9 protein-coding genes, 2 tRNA genes and 3 rRNA genes are annotated in these 18,548 nt (G+C 53.8%); 1 reads left to right on the forward strand and 13 read right to left on the reverse strand.

Annotated elements, in window-relative coordinates:
- Nucleotides 1–80: 80 nt before the first annotated feature.
- Complete coding sequence (locus tag A3OW_RS0110640) at nt 81–1,700, reverse strand: SagB/ThcOx family dehydrogenase (RefSeq protein ID WP_033412430.1); 1,620 nt, start codon at nt 1,698–1,700, stop codon at nt 81–83.
- Nucleotides 1,701–1,720: 20 nt separating this feature from the next.
- Nucleotides 1,721–4,837 (reverse strand): efflux RND transporter permease subunit, encoded by a 3,117-nt coding sequence (locus A3OW_RS0110645; protein WP_020563429.1) that lies wholly within the window; start codon nt 4,835–4,837, stop codon nt 1,721–1,723.
- 218 nt (nt 4,838–5,055) lie between these two features.
- Between A3OW_RS0110645 and A3OW_RS0110650 the strand changes: the two genes are divergently transcribed.
- Complete coding sequence (locus tag A3OW_RS0110650) at nt 5,056–5,391, forward strand: cupin domain-containing protein (RefSeq protein ID WP_020563430.1); 336 nt, start codon at nt 5,056–5,058, stop codon at nt 5,389–5,391.
- Nucleotides 5,392–5,517: 126 nt separating this feature from the next.
- On the opposite strand, the gene rrf is transcribed toward A3OW_RS0110650, so the two are convergent.
- From rrf to A3OW_RS0110705, 11 genes are all read right to left on the reverse strand, one after another.
- Nucleotides 5,518–5,633: ribosomal RNA gene (gene rrf / locus A3OW_RS0110655) — 5S ribosomal RNA — on the reverse strand.
- 148 nt (nt 5,634–5,781) lie between these two features.
- Nucleotides 5,782–8,673: ribosomal RNA gene (locus A3OW_RS0110660) — 23S ribosomal RNA — on the reverse strand.
- Nucleotides 8,674–8,964: 291 nt separating this feature from the next.
- A tRNA-Ala gene (locus tag A3OW_RS0110665) sits at nt 8,965–9,040 on the reverse strand.
- A 65-nt stretch (nt 9,041–9,105) separates the two neighbouring features.
- Nucleotides 9,106–9,182: transfer RNA gene (locus A3OW_RS0110670), tRNA-Ile, on the reverse strand.
- Between the two features lie 64 nt (nt 9,183–9,246).
- Nucleotides 9,247–10,780: ribosomal RNA gene (locus A3OW_RS0110675) — 16S ribosomal RNA — on the reverse strand.
- Together the 16S, 23S and 5S rRNA genes with 2 tRNA genes alongside form the textbook arrangement of a ribosomal RNA operon.
- A 512-nt stretch (nt 10,781–11,292) precedes the next feature.
- Nucleotides 11,293–12,255 (reverse strand): ADP-glyceromanno-heptose 6-epimerase, encoded by a 963-nt coding sequence (rfaD, locus tag A3OW_RS0110680; RefSeq protein WP_020563431.1) that lies wholly within the window; start codon nt 12,253–12,255, stop codon nt 11,293–11,295.
- Complete coding sequence (gene hldE / locus A3OW_RS0110685; protein ID WP_020563432.1) at nt 12,252–13,676, reverse strand: bifunctional D-glycero-beta-D-manno-heptose-7-phosphate kinase/D-glycero-beta-D-manno-heptose 1-phosphate adenylyltransferase HldE; 1,425 nt, start codon at nt 13,674–13,676, stop codon at nt 12,252–12,254. Before hldE ends, rfaD begins: the two co-directional genes overlap by 4 nt.
- Before the next feature lie 163 nt (nt 13,677–13,839).
- Nucleotides 13,840–15,639, reverse strand: coding sequence for a lipid A export permease/ATP-binding protein MsbA (gene msbA, locus A3OW_RS0110690; RefSeq protein ID WP_020563433.1), 1,800 nt, complete (start codon nt 15,637–15,639; stop codon nt 13,840–13,842).
- A 2-nt stretch (nt 15,640–15,641) separates the two neighbouring features.
- A complete protein-coding gene (locus A3OW_RS0110695; RefSeq protein ID WP_020563434.1) occupies nt 15,642–16,490 on the reverse strand; it encodes a glycosyltransferase family 2 protein in 849 nt (282 codons plus the stop codon).
- Nucleotides 16,487–17,239, reverse strand: coding sequence for a glycosyltransferase family 2 protein (locus tag A3OW_RS0110700; protein WP_020563435.1), 753 nt, complete (start codon nt 17,237–17,239; stop codon nt 16,487–16,489). Before A3OW_RS0110700 ends, A3OW_RS0110695 begins: the two co-directional genes overlap by 4 nt.
- Nucleotides 17,232–18,479 carry an O-antigen ligase family protein gene (locus A3OW_RS0110705; protein WP_020563436.1) on the reverse strand — a complete coding sequence of 416 codons (1,248 nt, stop codon included), beginning with the start codon at nt 18,477–18,479 and terminating at the stop codon, nt 17,232–17,234. Before A3OW_RS0110705 ends, A3OW_RS0110700 begins: the two co-directional genes overlap by 8 nt.
- Nucleotides 18,480–18,548: the final 69 nt, after the last annotated feature.

Raw genomic sequence — 18,548 nt, forward strand, 5'->3', positions numbered from 1 at the left:
CCAGCTTTCATGGATCAATAACGGGCGGCTCGATTTTTCTCTTTATGAAACTGCGGAAACTTATCCGGAAATTTTCTTCCTCACTCCCTTGCGTGCGTTTCCAGATGAGCGTAAGGCGGCAGCGATTGCAACCGCAGGTCCTCGACCGGTCCGCCGACGGTGAAGTGATACAGACTCTGGAAAGCATTGTACTGAAGCCCGAGAAGGCCGTGCACGCCGTCGTCGAAGAAGCAACCGATGCCGGTGCCGCGCACGCCCGCGGCTTCCGCTTCCAGATAGAGCGCCTGGCCGATCAGTCCGGTTTCCCAGAACAAATGGCGGTAGCGCCAGGGCGCTTCGCTGACCGGCCGCTGAAATTCCGCAAGCATGCCCAGGCTGAACGCGCCGTCGCCGGCAATATCCTGATGGCAAGATAGGATTTTGGCGGCTCGCCGACAGTCGGCCGAAACCAAACGGTAGAGCGGCGGGGCCTCTTCCTCGTAAGTAACGGCCAGCCACTCGAACTCTTCCTGAATGGCCTTGCGCAAGCCAGGCTCCGCTTCGTGAGAACGGGGCAGCAGATATAAACCGGGCTCGAGACTTTCCACCCGGTGCACGAACAACAATAAGTGGACACGCGGCGGCCAGCGCCAGACGTCAAAGGGAATCGGGCGCGCCGCACCGACCGCACTCAGCATCCGTTCGAAATCGGCCTGAGGCAGATAAGTCACGGCATCGAAACGCTGCGCGCTGCGGCGTTGACGTAGAATGCCGGTAGCGGCCTTCGTGCAGGAGCTTGGGGTAAAAGAATGCGTGGGCGGCCGATAATCCGGCTCCCTGGTGCCCGGCTTGCGCGCCGCTTGTGCGACTTCGTCGATCACCGGCCAACGATGGCGGTGAAACCCACTGAGCCGGTCGGCGTGCCCATGCCATTCCGCCTGCCGGACATTCTCCAGCAAGTGCGCGACCGTCGTAGCCTCGGCCGTATCCTGGGCCATCCGAAGGCGGCAAATCAGATCGGGCGATTCTTCTTCCAGCTCGTGAAAGTCTCCGGGCCGGTCCAGTCCCAGCAAGCGGCTTAATTCCTCGTCGCCGCTTTCGGCCATCAGCTCCAAAGACCAGCCCAACACCGCGGCGGCATAGCGCAAAGCCCCCAGGGCATGGCCGATGTCGTGCTGACAATAGCGGTAGGCGCGTTCGCCGTACTTCCATGCCTCCCGCCAATGGATCGACGTCAGGGCGATAAAAAAATCATCGCTCGGCAGATTTAGGGAAAGATCGCAACGTTTTTCCAGTACATGATCGTGGCTTACATAATGATACACGCCGGCCGGCAAGAAGGAGTCTGCCGTATGGATGACGTAAGCTTCGGTAGGATGCAGATTGCCGCTCGACGGATTGCAGCGCAGCGCCCAGCGGTCGGAGCCGTATTGTTTCCAGGCCGACAACCCGAAGGACAGTTCCAGCAACAATCCCAGGCTCGACAGATCCAGCGGTCGACCGGGAAGAGTTGCCGAATGATCCAGTTGAGCGAACGGCACGGTCAGTTCCGCTCCGGGCCGCGGCAACGGTACTTTTTCGCAACCGGTAAAACGCCGGAACGGGTTCGGTTGATCGGACCAGTCCAGATACCCCGGCCCCGGCGCGTAACGCTCCGTATGATGCTTGCTGCGTTCGTGGTAGGTAAAAACCGTTGCCGCGGCCGATGTGGATGAATTCATCTTGTTCATGATCTTTCGTCTCATTGAATGCCGTTTGAGCTTCTTGAAGAAGCATTTTCTCGCCGTTCGAATTTACCGTATTTGACTAACATGCCCGGCAATAACAATAAATTCAGAACGGTCGACGAAACCAGGCCGCCGATGATGATCGTCGCCATCGGCCCCATTATTTCCCGGCCCGGATTGTCGCTGTTAAAGGCAATCGGAAACATGGCCAGGGCCGTCACCAGGCCGGTCATCAAAATGGACGGAAGCCGCTCCTGAGCCCCCTGAACGGCGGTGGCCAGATTCCAGCTTTTCCCTTCGACCTCGGTTAAATGCCGGTAATGCGACAGCAGCATGATACTGTTGCGCACGGTAATGCCGAACAAGGTCACGAAGCCGACCACGGAGCCCACCGACAACGTCGCCTGGGTCAGTACGACGGCAGCGACGCCGCCGATCAGGGCAAACGGCAAATTGCATAAAGTCAGGGCAACGTGCCGAACGCTGCCGATGGCCAGATAGATCATGATCAGAATGCCGATGCCGGCGAACAGGGAATGAATGATCAGATCCCTGCGCGCCTGAGCCTGTTCGACAGCGGCTCCGGTAAATTCCATGTAGCTGTCGCCGGCGATCGACTCGTCCCTTGACAGGCGGGATTTCAACGTTTGCATGAACGCATCGAGGTCTTGACCGATGACTTTACAAGTCACGGTTTGCCGGCGCTGCGATCCTTGATGAAGAATATTGTACCGGCTCAGCATGGGGTGAATATCCGCAATCTGCTGCATGGCTATCAATTTGCCTTCTTCGGTCCTGATCGGCAACTGCGCGAGCGATTCGGATTGTTCCCTAAGTTTCGGCGCAAGCGCCACAGCGATATCGATCACTCTATTGCCTTCGAATTTACGTCCGACCACCTCGGTTTCATAAGCGGCCCGCAAGGTATCGATCACCGCTTTGGGCGTGACTCCCCAAAATCTGAGCCGATCCAGATTCATGGCCACCTGGAGCATCGGTGTAGCGGGAGGTGAACGTACCTGCACGTCGGCAGCGCCGTCGATGCCGCTCATCAGTTTTGCAATCCGCCGGGCTTTCAGGTCCAGCTCGTTTAAATCACTGCCATAAATATTCACCACGACCGGGGCCGTATAGCCTGAAATGGTTTCATCGATCCGTTCCGTTAAAAAGGTGTTGGCCTCGAAAGAAATGCCGGGGAAATCGGTCAGAATTGCTCGAATGCGCTCTAGAATTTCTTGTTGCCCCGAGCCCGACAACGATTGCAGCCGCACTTCGTACTCGCTGTAATGGCTGCCGTAAGTATCGGCGCCCCGCTCGGCACGGCCCGCCCATTGCGATACCGACTCGATGCCGGGTATTTGCAAAAGCTGCGTCGTTAATTGTTTCCCGATCCGGATCGATTCCTGCAAGGAGGTGCCGGGAAGGCTGCTGGTGTGGACAATAAAATGCCCTTCCCGAAGATCGGGCAAAAACTGGCTCTTCAATGTCGTAAATCCGAACACCGCCAGGACGCAAGCGATCGCACAGCCGGCCAGGATCCAATAAAAGCGACGATACACGGCATGAATCGCTTTACGATAACGTGGCAGCAGATATCGAATCAAAGGCGGTTCGCGCATCTCTTTGGAAGATTTGGCCAGCAGTACATGACAGAGCGCCGGAGTCAGCGTCAGCGCGACCAGCAGGGAAGCCAAAATCGCCAGAATGTAGGAATAGCCGAGCGGCGCAAACAAGCGGCCCGCGACACCGGGCAAGGTCAATAAAGGCACGAACACCAGAGCCACGATAAAAGTGGCATAGACCATTGAATTTCGCACTTCCAGGGAAGCAGTATACACAACTTCATGCACCGGCCTCGGCTGGCCGGCAAGACGATTTTCCCGTAATCTGCGGAAAATGTTTTCGGTGTCGATAATCGCGTCATCGACCACTTCGCCCAGCGCGATGGCGAGCCCGCCCAGCACCATGATATTCAAATTGACGCCGGCTTCGAGCAGTACGATCACGGCGCTTACCAAAGAAACCGGAATGGCTAACGCGGAAATCAGAGCGGTACGAAAATTGTAAAGAAACAGATATAACACGACCAGTACAAACAAGCCGCCAATCAATAAATGTCCGGATAAATTCGAAAAAGACTTTTCAATATAATCGGCGGGCCGGAACAGATGAGGATAAAACGTGATGCCCTGGCGACGAAACAGACCGTCAAACTTCTCCAGCGCGGCTTCCACCTGCCTGGAAACCGAGAGCGTATTGGCGCCGTATTGCCCAATCACCATCAGAACGACGCCCGGTTTGCCTATAATTTGTGCTGCACTTATCGGCGGTTCGGGAGCATAGGCTATCGTGGCGATTTCTCCGAGGGTAACCGTACGGCCTTGATGGGATTTAACGATAATCTTGCCGAAGAGCTCGGGAGTCGTGGGAGCCCCGGTGACCTGCAGAGTAAAGCGTTGATTCTGATTTTCAATAAACCCGCCGCCCTGCAGGTGGCCGGCCTGAGCCGCAGCCCGAATAATTTCATCCAGAGAAAGGTTAAACCGATAAAGTTGTACAGGATCCACCTGGATCTGCAATTGCTGGACCGCTCCTCCGAATACATTGACGTCCGCTACGCCGGGAACGGCCAATAAATGCGGAACCAACGTTGCGTCGACCAGATTACGCAGCGCCATGAGATCCTTTTTATCCGAATTCAACCCGATGGTTAGGACGGTGGCCGAAGACGACGACAACGGCACCGCAATCGGCGTGATGCCGGGCGGCAAGCGTCCCGTCAAGGCGGCCAGCCGCTCGCTGATTAATTGACGATTGCGGTAGACCTCGGTATTTTCGGCAAAGTTGGCCGTGACAATGGATAATCCCTGAATGGACTCCGACCGCACCGTATCCAGGCCGATCAAGCCGCTGATGGACATTTCGATGGGGCGAGTGACCAATACTTCAACCTGCTCCGCTGAAAATCCCGGAGTTTCGGTTTGAATAATCACCTGCTTCGGTGAAAATTCGGGAAAAATATCCAGACCGGCCGAAGTAAATCGAAATACGCCATAAACAAGAATCAGTACGGCAAGCGCGATAACAACACCATAATAACGTATGGAAAAACGGACCAGGGCTCCCAGCATGTTTAAACGTTCCAATATCTGCAAGTCGTGAGACAGAATCTGAAGTACGGAGTGGTACTTTGTATGAGAAAAGCCCGTATGCAAACGGCCTTCTCATCAATGACTCATTATTGCAAACTCTCGTCAAGAAGTGTTATTTTTGCTTGATGTCGCAGTATGAGGATGCCGATAACCTGTCCCGGCTTCTGCTCTGTTTCGTAACAATAAAAGGTGTATAAATGGCCGAGGAATGCCAAAATATTTTTACCGATATTCCAAATCGGCTGTCCGAGGAATTTTTCGATATTCTCCTGAAGCGGGACCATGTCCATATAGAAAGAATTATTTCCAGGGGACACAAGACACCCGAAGGCCAATGGTATGATCAAGCTTGGGACGAATGGGTGTTATTGCTTCAGGGAGAGGCCGTTCTGCAATATGAACAGCCAATGTCTATGATCACGCTGACTGCCGGCGATCATTTGTTGATCCCCGCGCACACTCGGCATCGGGTGGAATGGACTCCTCCGGACAGGGAGACCTTTTGGTTGGCTGTTCATTTACACGATTCTTGAGTGTATTTCTGAAAAACCTGATATCGAAGCTTGGAGAATTTGTTCCGAACCCGGGCCGCCTAAAGGTTTTTTTTCAGGCGAAAAAAAAACCCAGGGAGCGGGAGCTCTCTGGGTTTGGGATTAAGCGCTTGGCGATTCCCTACTTTCGCACGACAACCTGTCGCACTATCATCGGCGCTAAGCGGTTTCACTTCCGAGTTCGGGATGGGATCGGGTGGTTCACGCTCGCTATGGTCACCAAGCAAACGGGTGCGGTTGACGATGCGGGTCAACCTTCGGCGGGGCTCTCGCCCGGCCTTGGAAATCTGTAACAGTCGGTTCTCTCGCTTCAAAGCGTCAGCTGTTCCTGAAGGTGTCTTCTTCAGTCCACCCAAACCGATTGGGTGTTATATGGTCAAGCCTCACGGGCAATTAGTACACGTTAGCTGCACCCATTACTGGGCTTCCACACCGTGCCTATCAACCTGGTGGTCTCCCAGGGCCCTTTAGGGGACTTCAAGTCCCAGTGAGATCTCATCTTGGGAGGGGCTTCCCGCTTAGATGCTTTCAGCGGTTATCCTGTCCGTTCATAGCTACCCGGCCATGCCACTGGCGTGACAACCGGAACACCAGAGGAACGTCCACTCCGGTCCTCTCGTACTAGGAGCAGCTTCCCTCAAATCTCAAACGCCCACGGCAGATAGGGACCGAACTGTCTCACGACGTTCTGAACCCAGCTCGCGTACCACTTTAAATGGCGAACAGCCATACCCTTGGGACCTGCTTCAGCCCCAGGATGTGATGAGCCGACATCGAGGTGCCAAACACCGCCGTCGATATGAACTCTTGGGCGGTATCAGCCTGTTATCCCCGGAGTACCTTTTATCCGTTGAGCGATGGCCCTTCCATTCAGAACCACCGGATCACTATGACCTACTTTCGTACCTGCTCGACCTGTCCGTCTCGCAGTCAAGCACCCTTATGCCATTGCACTCATTGCATGATTTCCGACCATGCTGAGGGTACCTTCGTGCTCCTCCGTTACTCTTTGGGAGGAGACCGCCCCAGTCAAACTACCCACCAGACACTGTCCCCACCCCCGATCAGGGGGCCAGGTTAGAACTTCAAATAAACCAGGGTGGTATTTCAAGGTTGGCTCCACCAGAGCTGGCGCTCCGGCTTCACAGCCTCCCACCTATCCTACACAAGTCGATTCAAAGTCCAGTGTCAAGCTATAGTAAAGGTTCACGGGGTCTTTCCGTCTAGCCGCGGGTATACTGCATCTTCACAGCAATTTCAATTTCACTGAGTCTCGGCTGGAGACAGTGTGGCCATCGTTACGCCATTCGTGCAGGTCGGAACTTACCCGACAAGGAATTTCGCTACCTTAGGACCGTTATAGTTACGGCCGCCGTTTACTGGGGCTTCGATCAAGAGCTTCGCTTACGCTAACCCCATCAATTAACCTTCCAGCACCGGGCAGGCGTCACACCCTATACGTCCACTTTCGTGTTTGCAGAGTGCTATGTTTTTGCTAAACAGTCGCAGCCACCAATTTTATGCTACCTTTCTCGGCTCCATGAGCAAGTCACTTCACCTAACAAAGGCGTACCTTATCCCGAAGTTACGGTACCATTTTGCCTAGTTCCTTCAGCCGAGTTCTCTCAAGCGCCTTAGAATTTTCATCCCACCCACCTGTGTCGGTTTCGAGTACGGCCACTCGTAACCTGAAGCTTAGAGGTTTTTCTTGGAAGCAGGGCATCAATTACTTCGTCGCTCCGAGGAGCAACTCGTCATCACTTCTCAGGATTGAGCGCCCGGATTTGCCTAAGCACTCTCCCTACCAGCTTAAACTACCTATTCCAACAGGCAGCCAACCTAGCCTTCTCCGTCACCCCATCGCAGTTACGACCGGTACAGGAATATTAACCTGTTTTCCATCGACTACGCCTTTCGGCCTCGCCTTAGGTACCGACTAACCCTGCGTCGATTAGCGTTGCGCAGGAAACCTTGGGTTTTCGGCGTCAGGGTTTTTCACCCTGATTATCGTTACTCATGTCAGCATTCGCACTTCCGATACCTCCAGCCGACTTCTCAATCGACCTTCGCAGGCGTACGGAACGCTCCTCTACCGCGCATCTTACGATGCACCCGTAGCTTCGGTACACTGCTTAGCCCCGGTAAATCTTCCGCGCAAGCCGACTCGACCAGTGAGCTATTACGCTTTCTTTAAAGGGTGGCTGCTTCTAAGCCAACCTCCTGGCTGTCTGGGCCTTCTCACATCGTTTCCCACTGAGCAGTGATTTTGGGACCTTAGCTGACGGTCTGGGCTGTTTCCCTTTTCACGACGGACCTTATCACCCGCCGTGTGTCTCCCGTGCTCGCACTTGTTGGTATTCGGAGTTTGCATCGGGTTGGTAAGTCGAGATGACCCCCTAGCCGAAACAGTGCTCTACCCCCAACAGTGATACACGAGGCGCTACCTAAATAGCTTTCGAGGAGAACCAGCTATCTCCGAGCTTGATTAGCCTTTCACTCCAATCCACAGCTCATCCCCATCTTTTTCAACAGATGTGGGTTCGGCCCTCCAGTAAGTATTACCTCACCTTCAGCCTGGCCATGGATAGATCGCCCGGTTTCGGGTCTAATCCCAGCGACTGAACGCCCTGTTCAGACTCGCTTTCGCTACGCCTCCCCTATTCGGTTAAGCTTGCCACTGAGATTAAGTCGCTGACCCATTATACAAAAGGTACGCAGTCACCCCACAAAGGGGCTTCCACTGCTTGTACGCATACGGTTTCAGGATCTATTTCACTCCGATCTCCTCGGTTCTTTTCGCCTTTCCCTCACGGTACTGGTTCACTATCGGTCAGTAAGGAGTATTTAGCCTTGGAGGATGGTCCCCCCATCTTCAGTCAAAGTTTCACGTGCTCCGACCTACTCGTTTTCACATCGAACCCATTTTCGTGTACGGGGCTATCACCCGGTATCGCTGGACTTTCCAGACCATTCCACTAATCGAATCGACGCTTAAGGGCTACTCCCCGTTCGCTCGCCGCTACTAAGGGAATCTCGGTTGATTTCTTTTCCTCCGGGTACTTAGATGTTTCAGTTCTCCGGGTTCGCTTCCAGCACCTATGTATTCAGTGCAGGATGACTTGCTGATGCAAGCCGGGTTTCCCCATTCGGACATCCGCGGATCAGGGTGTGTTTGCAAACTCCCCGCGGCTTTTCGCATGCTACAACGTCCTTCATCGCCTCTTACTGCCTAGGCATCCACCGTATGCGCTTATTCACTTGACCATATAACCCCAATAAGTCTGAAGTTATCAGTCAGCTGACATTTTCGCTTGTTCTGCTTGAGAACGGGTTCGTATTCCCTTCTACGGCTTCCCCATGCCGAGATTCCTTACGAATCCCACACGCTTCCCCGTATCCGTTCACTCGAACTCGTCAGTCACTTCACCGCAGTGATACGGCGTCATGACTTTGTTACAGATTTCCACTTTGTTAAAGAGCTATCGATACGTTTCTGCATCAATTCGATAAAGTCTTTTATCCGAAGTTACCCTTCGCAAAACCTTATGGAATTGATGGTGGAGCCAAGGAGGATCGAACTCCTGACCTCCTGCGTGCAAGGCAGGCGCTCTCCCAGCTGAGCTATGGCCCCAGTATTCCAGGTTCCCTAGCCCGTCTTCCGGTCTTTACATGCACTTGCTTGCGTTCATGCAAAGATGGTGGGCCTAGGAGGACTTGAACCTCCGACCTCACCCTTATCAGGGGTGCGCTCTAACCAACTGAGCTACAGGCCCAGGCTCATTTCTCTTAGATCAAAATAATTTGTTGTGGATGCTCATGACGCGTCGGGCGTCTTTGTAAGGAGGTGATCCAGCCCCAGGTTCCCCTAGGGCTACCTTGTTACGACTTCACCCCAGTCATGAATCACAAAGTGGTAAGCGCCCTCCCGAAGGTTAGACTACCTACTTCTTTTGCAACCCACTCCCATGGTGTGACGGGCGGTGTGTACAAGGCCCGGGAACGTATTCACCGCGACATTCTGATTCGCGATTACTAGCGATTCCGACTTCATGCAGTCGAGTTGCAGACTGCAATCCGGACTAGGACCGGCTTTGTGGGATTTGCTGACTCTCGCGAGCTGGCTGCCCTCTGTACCGGCCATTGTAGCACGTGTGTAGCCCACCCCATAAGGGCCATGATGACTTGACGTCGTCCCCACCTTCCTCCGGTTTATCACCGGCAGTCTCCCTAGAGTTCCCAGCCGAACTGTTGGCAACTAAGGATAAGGGTTGCGCTCGTTACGGGACTTAACCCAACATCTCACGACACGAGCTGACGACAGCCATGCAGCACCTGTCTCAGAGCTCCCGAAGGCACTCTACGATCTCTCACAGATTCTCTGGATGTCAAGGGGTGGTAAGGTTCTTCGCGTTGCATCGAATTAAACCACATGCTCCACCGCTTGTGCGGGCCCCCGTCAATTCATTTGAGTTTTAACCTTGCGGCCGTACTCCCCAGGCGGTCAACTTAATGCGTTAGCTGCGCCACTAATCTTATCAATAAGACCAACGGCTAGTTGACATCGTTTACGGCGTGGACTACCAGGGTATCTAATCCTGTTTGCTACCCACGCTTTCGTACCTCAGCGTCAGTTTTAATCCAGGGAGTCGCCTTCGCCACTGGTGTTCCTTCCGATCTCTACGCATTTCACCGCTACACCGGAAATTCCACTCCCCTCTATTAAACTCTAGCCCTCCAGTATCAAATGCAGTTCCCAGGTTAAGCCCGGGGCTTTCACATCTGACTTAAACGGCCGCCTACGCACGCTTTACGCCCAGTAATTCCGATTAACGCTTGCACCCTCCGTATTACCGCGGCTGCTGGCACGGAGTTAGCCGGTGCTTTTTCTATCGGTAATGTCAAGCTGCCGGGTATTGGCCGACAGGTTTTCCTCCCGATTAAAAGTGCTTTACAACCCTCAGGCCTTCTTCACACACGCGGTATTGCTGGATCAGGCTTGCGCCCATTGTCCAATATTCCCCACTGCTGCCTCCCGTAGGAGTCTGGGCCGTGTCTCAGTCCCAGTGTGGCTGATCGTCCTCTCAGACCAGCTATGGATCGTCGCCTTGGTAGGCCTTTACCCTACCAACTAGCTAATCCAACGCAGGCTCATCTGATAGCGCGAGGCCCGAAGGTCCCCCGCTTTCCCCCGTAGGGCGTATGCGGTATTAGCTTGAGTTTCCCCAAGTTGTCCCCCACTACCAGGCAGATTCCTACGCGTTACGCACCCGTCCGCCACTCGTCAGCGCCCGAAGGCCTGTTACCGTTCGACTTGCATGTGTTAAGCATACCGCCAGCGTTCAATCTGAGCCATGATCAAACTCTTCAGTTCAATCTTTGTTGCCACTAAATAAGATCAGTGACCAATCTTGGCTCGACGTCAGAATCAAACGTAAATGACTTGAATTAACGTAAGTTCTTGTGTCGAATGTTTTTCAACTGCTCCGACATTCATCACAAGCACCCACACAAATTATTTTGATCGTTTTGTTAAAGAGCGTGAGGTTTTCACCCCGTTGAGTCCGACTATTATAAAGACCTTTTGCAATATGTCAAGACTTTTTTCATTTATCGCCTCTCTCCGAAAACCTCTTCAGGAGAGGAGAAGCGAGCCGCCTATTATAACCCGCCATTTCATTTTGTCAACCACCCCGTCGACTTTTTTCGCCTTCCTTGAAGGCTTCCAATTCCTTCAACCTCCTGTCGAGCCGGCTATTATAACCAACCCAAAATCCCTGTCAAGACCTCCCTGCCTCTTTCTTCGGCCTCCCTGACCCCTCCCAGCTCACCACTGAAAGAAAGATGCGCATTATACGCAGCTCGACAGAAAGATCAATTTTTTTCTTATAATTTATTCGCAAGATCCGCGTTCAGCCAGTCCAAATATTTCGCAACCCCCTGTTTTACAGTAAGAAATTCTTTTTCATAGCCGGCTTCTCTTAAGCCCGAAATATCGGCCTGAGTATAACTTTGATAAGCGCCTTTCAGATGCTCAGGGAACGGAATGTATTCAATGACCCCTTCGCCATGCCAGTCAATGACCGCTTGCGCGACGGCATTAAAGGTTTCGGCTTTGCCGGTGCCGACATTATAGATGCCCCGGCGTTCCGGATGATCCCAGAACCACAGGTTCACGTCGACCACGTCGCCGACGTGGATAAAATCGCGCCTTTGCTCGCCGTCAGCCATGCCGTCGCTGCCTTCGAACAGCCGGGCTTTTTTTTGTTCGATGACCTGACGATTGAAATGATACGCAGTGCTGCTCATCGCCCCTTTATGCTGTTCCCGTGGACCGTAGACATTGAAATAACGAAAGCCGACGATCGGAATGGAAGTTTCCGGGAGGAGCCTGCGCACGTATTGGTCGAATTGAAACTTCGAATAAGCATACATATTGATCGGATGTTCGCACCGGCGATCCACCCGAAAGCCGTGACGGCCGCTACCGTAAACGGAAGCGGACGAGGCATAAAGAAACGGCGCATTCCTGGCGATGCACCCATCGAGCAGGCGCTTTGAATAGTCGTAATTGTTTTCCATCACGAAACGACCGTCCCATTCCGTCGTTGCAGAACATGCCCCTTGGTGAAAAACAGCCTTTATGTTCTTTAGAAAACCAGGGGTTTCAAACTTTTGGACGAATTCGGATTTATCGAAATAATCTGCAATTTCGAGATCGGCCAGATTAAGCATTTTCCGGCCGTTAGCCAGATGATCGACCAACACGATGTCTTTTTCGCCGCGATCATTCAGCGCCCGCACCAGATTACTGCCGATAAACCCCGCACCACCGGTAACTATGATCATCTATTTTCTCTCGCTTTGTTAATCATCGCCGTCGTCGATTGTCCGTCGACGAATTGCAAAATCCGGACTTCGCCTCCCGCCTTGACGACGCAATCGGCTCCGGCCACCTGATCGGGCGTATAATCGCCGCCTTTGACTACGACATCCGGCAACAAGCGGCAATACAAGCGTTCAGGCGTTTCTTCTTCGAACGCCACCACCCAGTCCACACAAGCCAGCGCCGACAACACGATCATGCGCTCCTGCAAACCATTGATCGGCCTCGATTCTCCTTTCAATTTTTTCACCGAAGCATCCGAGTTGACCGCCACGATCAAACGGTCTCCCAAAGCTTTGGCTTGCTCCAGATAGGTGACGTGGCCCGCGTGCAAAAGATCGAAACAGCCGTTGGTCATGATGATCCGCTCGTTATGGGCCTTTGCTCTGGCCACGATATGCATCAGTTCATCTTCGGACACGATGCCGTAGAGCAAATCCTTGTCGCCGTGCATGGCGCGCGTCAGCTCCTCCGGCGTTACCGTCGAGGTACCCAGCTTGCCGACGACGATGCCGCCCGCCAGATTGGCCAGATACATGGCTTCCGGCAACGGCAGATTTAAGGCTACGGCTAACGACATGACGGCGATGACCGTATCTCCGGCGCCGGTCACGTCGAACACGTCTTTGGCCCGGGCAGGCAAAGAATGCTCCTCGGTTTCCTGAATCAGCATCATGCCGGCTTCGCCCCGGGTCAACAAGACGGCTTGCAATTGACACCGCCGCAGCAGATCCCGGCCTTTTTCCAGCACGTCCCGCTCGCCGGCGCAAGTTCCGGCGACAGCAAGAAACTCAGCCAGGTTCGGAGTAATCAGGTCCGCTCGGGCATAGCGCCGATAGTCGTCGCCTTTCGGATCGACCAATACTTTCAACCCGGCCTGCTTGGCGGCGGCAATATAAGCTGTAACATCGGCCAGGGTTCCTTTCGCGTAATCGGAGAAAACAACCACGTCATGATCCGACAAATGCCGACGCAGCCTGGCCGTCAATTCGCCGGAGTCGAAGCCGATCGGCGTATCTTCAAAATCAAGGCGTATCAGTTGCTGATGCTGAGCCATGATTCGCAGCTTGCATATCGTGCGCGTTGCTGCCATGGTTAAAAAATCGCAGCGGACGTTTTCGGCCTCGAGCATTTCTTTCAGCAGAGCGCCTTCCTTATCGTCGCCCACGACGCCGAGCAGCGTCACCTTGCCGCCGAGCTTGGCGATATTGAGCGCTACATTGCCGGCCCCGCCGATTCGCTCTTCGCTGCTTTTGACTCGCACCACCGGCACCGGCGCTTCCGGAGAAATGCGCGCCGCGTGCCCGGACCAGTAGCGGTCCAGCATGACGTCGCCCACGACAATGATACGAGCCCGGCCAAAATCAGGCGCCTTAGCGATCATTTGGCACCTCCTGGACATACCTGTGATAAAGTCCTGGAATACAATAATGAAACCGAATGCCTCCCGCAAGCTTTCTTCCGGATCGTTGTTTCCCGATCAATGCCGCCAATTCGATGCGGTCGAAGCTTTGAATGGTATGTTTTCAAAAATTGCCCTCTCAAAATTAACGCGGATCCGTTTCATCTATCAGAATCTTTTCGTCCTGCCGGGAATGCTCGCTGAACTGCATCTGATACAACCTGGCATAAACACCGCCGCGCTGAATCAATTGCTGATGCGTGCCTCTCTCTGCGATGCGCCCATGCTCCATCACCAGGATCATGTCGGCGTTTTCTATCGTCGATAACCGATGCGCGATCACCAGCGTCGTGCGATTGCTCATTACCTTGTGCAAAGCCGCCTGAATATAGCGTTCGGATTCGGTATCGAGCGCCGACGTCGCTTCGTCGAGAATCAGTATCGGCGCATCCTTTAACAAAGCCCTGGCCAATGCCAGACGCTGCCGTTGCCCCCCCGACAGCTTGACGCCGTTTTCGCCGATTTCGGTATCGAGCCCCTGATCCAGCTTATCTATAAACTCCATCGCATAAGCATCGCGGGCGGCCGCTTCGATTTGCTCCCGGCCTGCGCCCGCCAAAGCGCCATAGGCAATGTTATTGGCGATCGTATCATTAAATAGTATGACCTGCTGGGTTACCAGCGCAATTTGCCGGCGCAGATTGGCCAGTTTATAACGGCTGATTTCGATCCCGTCGAGCAAAATTTCGCCGGCCTCGTGCGGATAGAAACGCAGGATCAAATTGGCCAGAGTACTCTTGCCGCCTCCGGATGCCCCCACCAAAGCGACGGTCTGGCCGGGCTCGATTTTAATGTCGATGTCCCTCAGAGCCCAATCGCTCGCGCCGTCGTACTTGAACGACAGATTTTTAAACTCCAGAGCCCCTTGGCTTCTTGTGACCTCGTAGTCGCCGGAATCCGCCTCGCCCGCTTCGTCCAGGATGACGAACAGCGATTCGGCCGCCACGATGCCTTTCTGAATTTCGCCGTTCGCATCGCTCAGTTGCCGGATCGGCCTTGGCAATAAAAACGCCGCGGTCAGATAGCCGACAAATTCGCCGACGCTGGCTTTCTGCATGAAAAACAGCGCCATGTACATCAGAAAAGACAGCGCGATCGCGATAATCAATTGCATCAAAGGGTTGTGTATCGCCAGCGTGGTGGCCAGTTTCAGCGACTGCTGCCGGTTATACAGGCTGCTTTCCAGAAAACGGCGGCGTTCGTAGGTCTCACCGCCGTAACTGCGCACCACGCGATGACCGCCGACCAATTCGGAAGTGATGTGGGTCATGTCGCCTATCGATTCCTGAATGCGCTTGCTGATCATGCGCAGCCGCCTGCTGACGTAGGTCACCAGCACGACGATAATCGGCGTTATGCCGACGAACACCAGCGACAACATCCAGTTGGTATAAAACAGATAAATGATCAATCCCACCGAGGTCAAGCCTTCGCGCACGAACGTGCGCACCGCGTCCGTGGTCGCCTTGGTCACTTCGCCGACATTGTTCGTGATCCGGGCGATCATGTAGCCGCTGTTGTTCGAATCGAAATAAGCGGTAGGCAGTTCGGTATACTTGTCGAAAATCTGGCAGCGCAGCGCATGAACCACATTGGTCGACACTTTGGCCAGAAAATAGTTGCCCAGATAAGCGCCGATTCCGTGAACGACGATCAAACCGCTGAACAGCAGCGGCAGATAATACATGCCTTCCCTCGCTTCGGTTTGCAGAGTGTCGATAATATGTTTGACCAGAGCCGCAAATAAAGTCTGGGTTCCTGAATAGAGCAGAAAGCCCATGAAACTGATCAGAAAAAGCCCGCGGTGCGGCCGGACATAAGCCAGCAGCCGTTTGTAGACCTGTGCACTGCCCGGTTGGTGGTTCTTTTGTTTTTTGGATTTCATCGTTAGGCCAAAGCCTTGGATTTTATGAGAGAAGGAGACAGATACTGGGAGATGCCTTTCTCGGCCATTGTCAGATCCTGTTTCTCCAGGCGTTCCAACAAGCGCCGATAGTTGACGTCCTGTCGGCTTTTATCATGGTGAGGATGCCATAAGTGCAGGACCGGCGCCGCAAACCGCCCTTCCTTGCGCCTGACGCCGGCATGGATCAGGCGGATCACCAGATCCGAATCTTCATAACCCCAGCCTTCGAACAGTTCGTCGAAACCGTTCACCTTGATAAAATCGTTTTTCCAGACGCCCAGATTGCAGGTCATCGCCTTCTGCCATTTTGCGGGCTGTAGATGCCGCAGCCGCCCCAGCGGCAATTTCATCAAGGCGGAGATCCGGTTTATTTTACCCAGAAGCCGCAACGGCAGAAAATAAAGCCACGGTTTCGAATAAAGCGGCAGCCTTTCGCCGAGCACCCGGTCCGTAAAAGCACGGCTCAGCAGAATCCGGTTGCCCGGAACAAAACAGCCGGCTTCCGCCAGGCGGCGGTGGGTCTCGACAAAATCCGGGCGCATCAGACAGTCGCCGTCGACAAACAGCAAATAATCGCCGTTGGCTCTGGCAGCGGCCTTGTTTCGGATCGTTCCAGCCCGGAAGCCCTGGTCCTCATGATGAACGTACTGCACCGGAATCTTTCCATTTTCACCATAGCGCCGGGTTTTTTCCAGATTGTTTGCGGACGACCCATCATCGGCGACAATGATTTCAAAATTCGGATCCGACTGGGCAAACAGGCTGTCCAGGCAAAGTGTCAACGCCTCGGGCCAGTTATAGGTAGTGACAATAACGGAGATCGGATTCATCGCTGAAGGGGGTTGCGAGTCTGTAATTCCAGCAGTTTGACGTATTTATAATAAGTGCCCTCGGCATTGGAAACAGCCAGCATGAATCCATGGCGTCCGTCCAGCACCGAAGCCTTGATGAAATAGGTGCGAATAAAGGTCCAGACGGCCTTCAGCACCGCTTTGCTCAAAGAAGAGCGGACGCCTTTTTGTGCCAGCACCCGAGCCCCCAGCGAGGAGTAGCTGTTGACCTTGTGCAATACCTCGTCCAGATCAACAAACGCATTGTGCAGCAACGGATTCTTGAGCCGGCCGGTTTCGCCTTGCAGCAGGACGCGTTCGTGCACCGCCGACTCGGTAAAGCGCCCTTTTTCGCGCCGAAAAAGGCGAAGCACATAATCCGGCCACCAGCCGCCGTGATGCATGGGCTTGCCGCAATAGCGGGACAACCGGGGAATTTCGAAGCCGCTGTAGCGCTCCGACCGGATCGCCCGCTCGATTTCGTCTCTCAACTCCGGAGTAACGATCTCGTCGGCATCGATCGACAACACCCAATCGCCACGGGCTTTTTCCAGGGCACGCTGTTTCTGGACACCGAATCCGGGCCAGTCGGTTTCGTAGACGTGAGGAGTATATTGCCAGCAAACGGCGACGGTTTCATCGGCACTGCCGGAGTCGAGTACGATGATTTCATCGGCCCAGGCCACCGATTCCAGGCAAGAACCGATATGCAGCGCTTCATTCTTGACGATGAGGATGACGCTAAGCATGCGGCACCCGAGCTCTTGCGTCCGCGCCGAGACCGGCGAAACACAAGGCGATCATCGCGATATACCAATGGCCTTCGGTATGGTCGAAAAGGGGCGTATTGAACAGACTGGTGATCAACAATGAAACAAGAAGACCCTGGGCCAGCCTCTTGTCCTGTTCGGGCAAGCCTCGCCAGCAATAAAACTGACCGGCAAAAAAAGCCGCATACGGAATCAGTCCGAACAAACCCAACTGAACTCCGATCATCATGAATTCGTTATGCGGATTTTGAGTCATCACCTTTTCTCCGACCGCCACCCGGCGGTACTCCCCGGCAAAACTGCCGGTTCCGTGACCGAACCACGGCTTCTCGACAATCAGCCTCAGGGAATGTTTCCAGAACGTATAACGCTGGCCCATGGAGGTGCTGGTTGGGTCCGACCGTTTCTGCAAATAGGACTGAGTATTGGCGAAGCCTTCATTGATCCTTTCGGCCTTCTTGGAAAATCCGAGAAAAAGCCCAAGAAAAACGACCAGCGCAAGCAGGACCAGCCAGCGTCCCTGCTTGTTCAAGCGCTGCACGGCGAACAACGCGATCAATACGAGCACGATCAATTGCCCGGTGCGTCCTTCTACCATAAAAAACAGATTGTACAGACACAACAAACTTCCGATTAAATAAAGTATCGCGTAACGGCCGCCGTCGTAAAATTTGTGCAAACAGTAAAAACAAAAAAAAGCAATCACAATGCCGTGAGTAATCCGGCTTTTAAGCGTCGGATCCCGGGGCTTGCCCGGGACCGCGGGCTCGCCCAATCTACTCAGGCCGAAAACATCCCAGTCGATCAAATAAGAAGCCAGCAGCGTGACGACCGAAGCAATGACGAACGCTGTCCAGGCCCAACTGCGATAACGGGGCGTCGTTAAAAAAGCCAACAGCACCGGCATAAAAACCAACTCCCGGTATTTCTTTATCATCGACACGGCCTCATCGGCCGTGGCGCTGCCGTAGCCTAATCCGATCAAAAAACAGCCGAATAATATCAGAGCCCAGGCCGCAACGGGCTGTCGCCTCAACAGCGCCGGAAGCCCCAGGAACTGAGCGGTCGCCAGCCAGAGCGCGCCGAGCACGGCCGATAGAATAATCGCCAGACTGGTGGAAAAATAGATTGCACCGATAAATAACGCCATCGCTCCGGCCGCCGCAATCGGCATGAATTGTCGTTGCAGAGGCTGAATCGGTTGTTCAATGAAATTCATATTGAGGTATTTCGAAGGGAATGATCTTCAATCGGACATTTTAACCTTAATCCCGCCTTCGTTGCGGCA

Source organism: Methylosarcina fibrata AML-C10 (assembly GCF_000372865.1).
In the GTDB taxonomy this organism is placed as follows: domain Bacteria; phylum Pseudomonadota; class Gammaproteobacteria; order Methylococcales; family Methylomonadaceae; genus Methylosarcina; species Methylosarcina fibrata.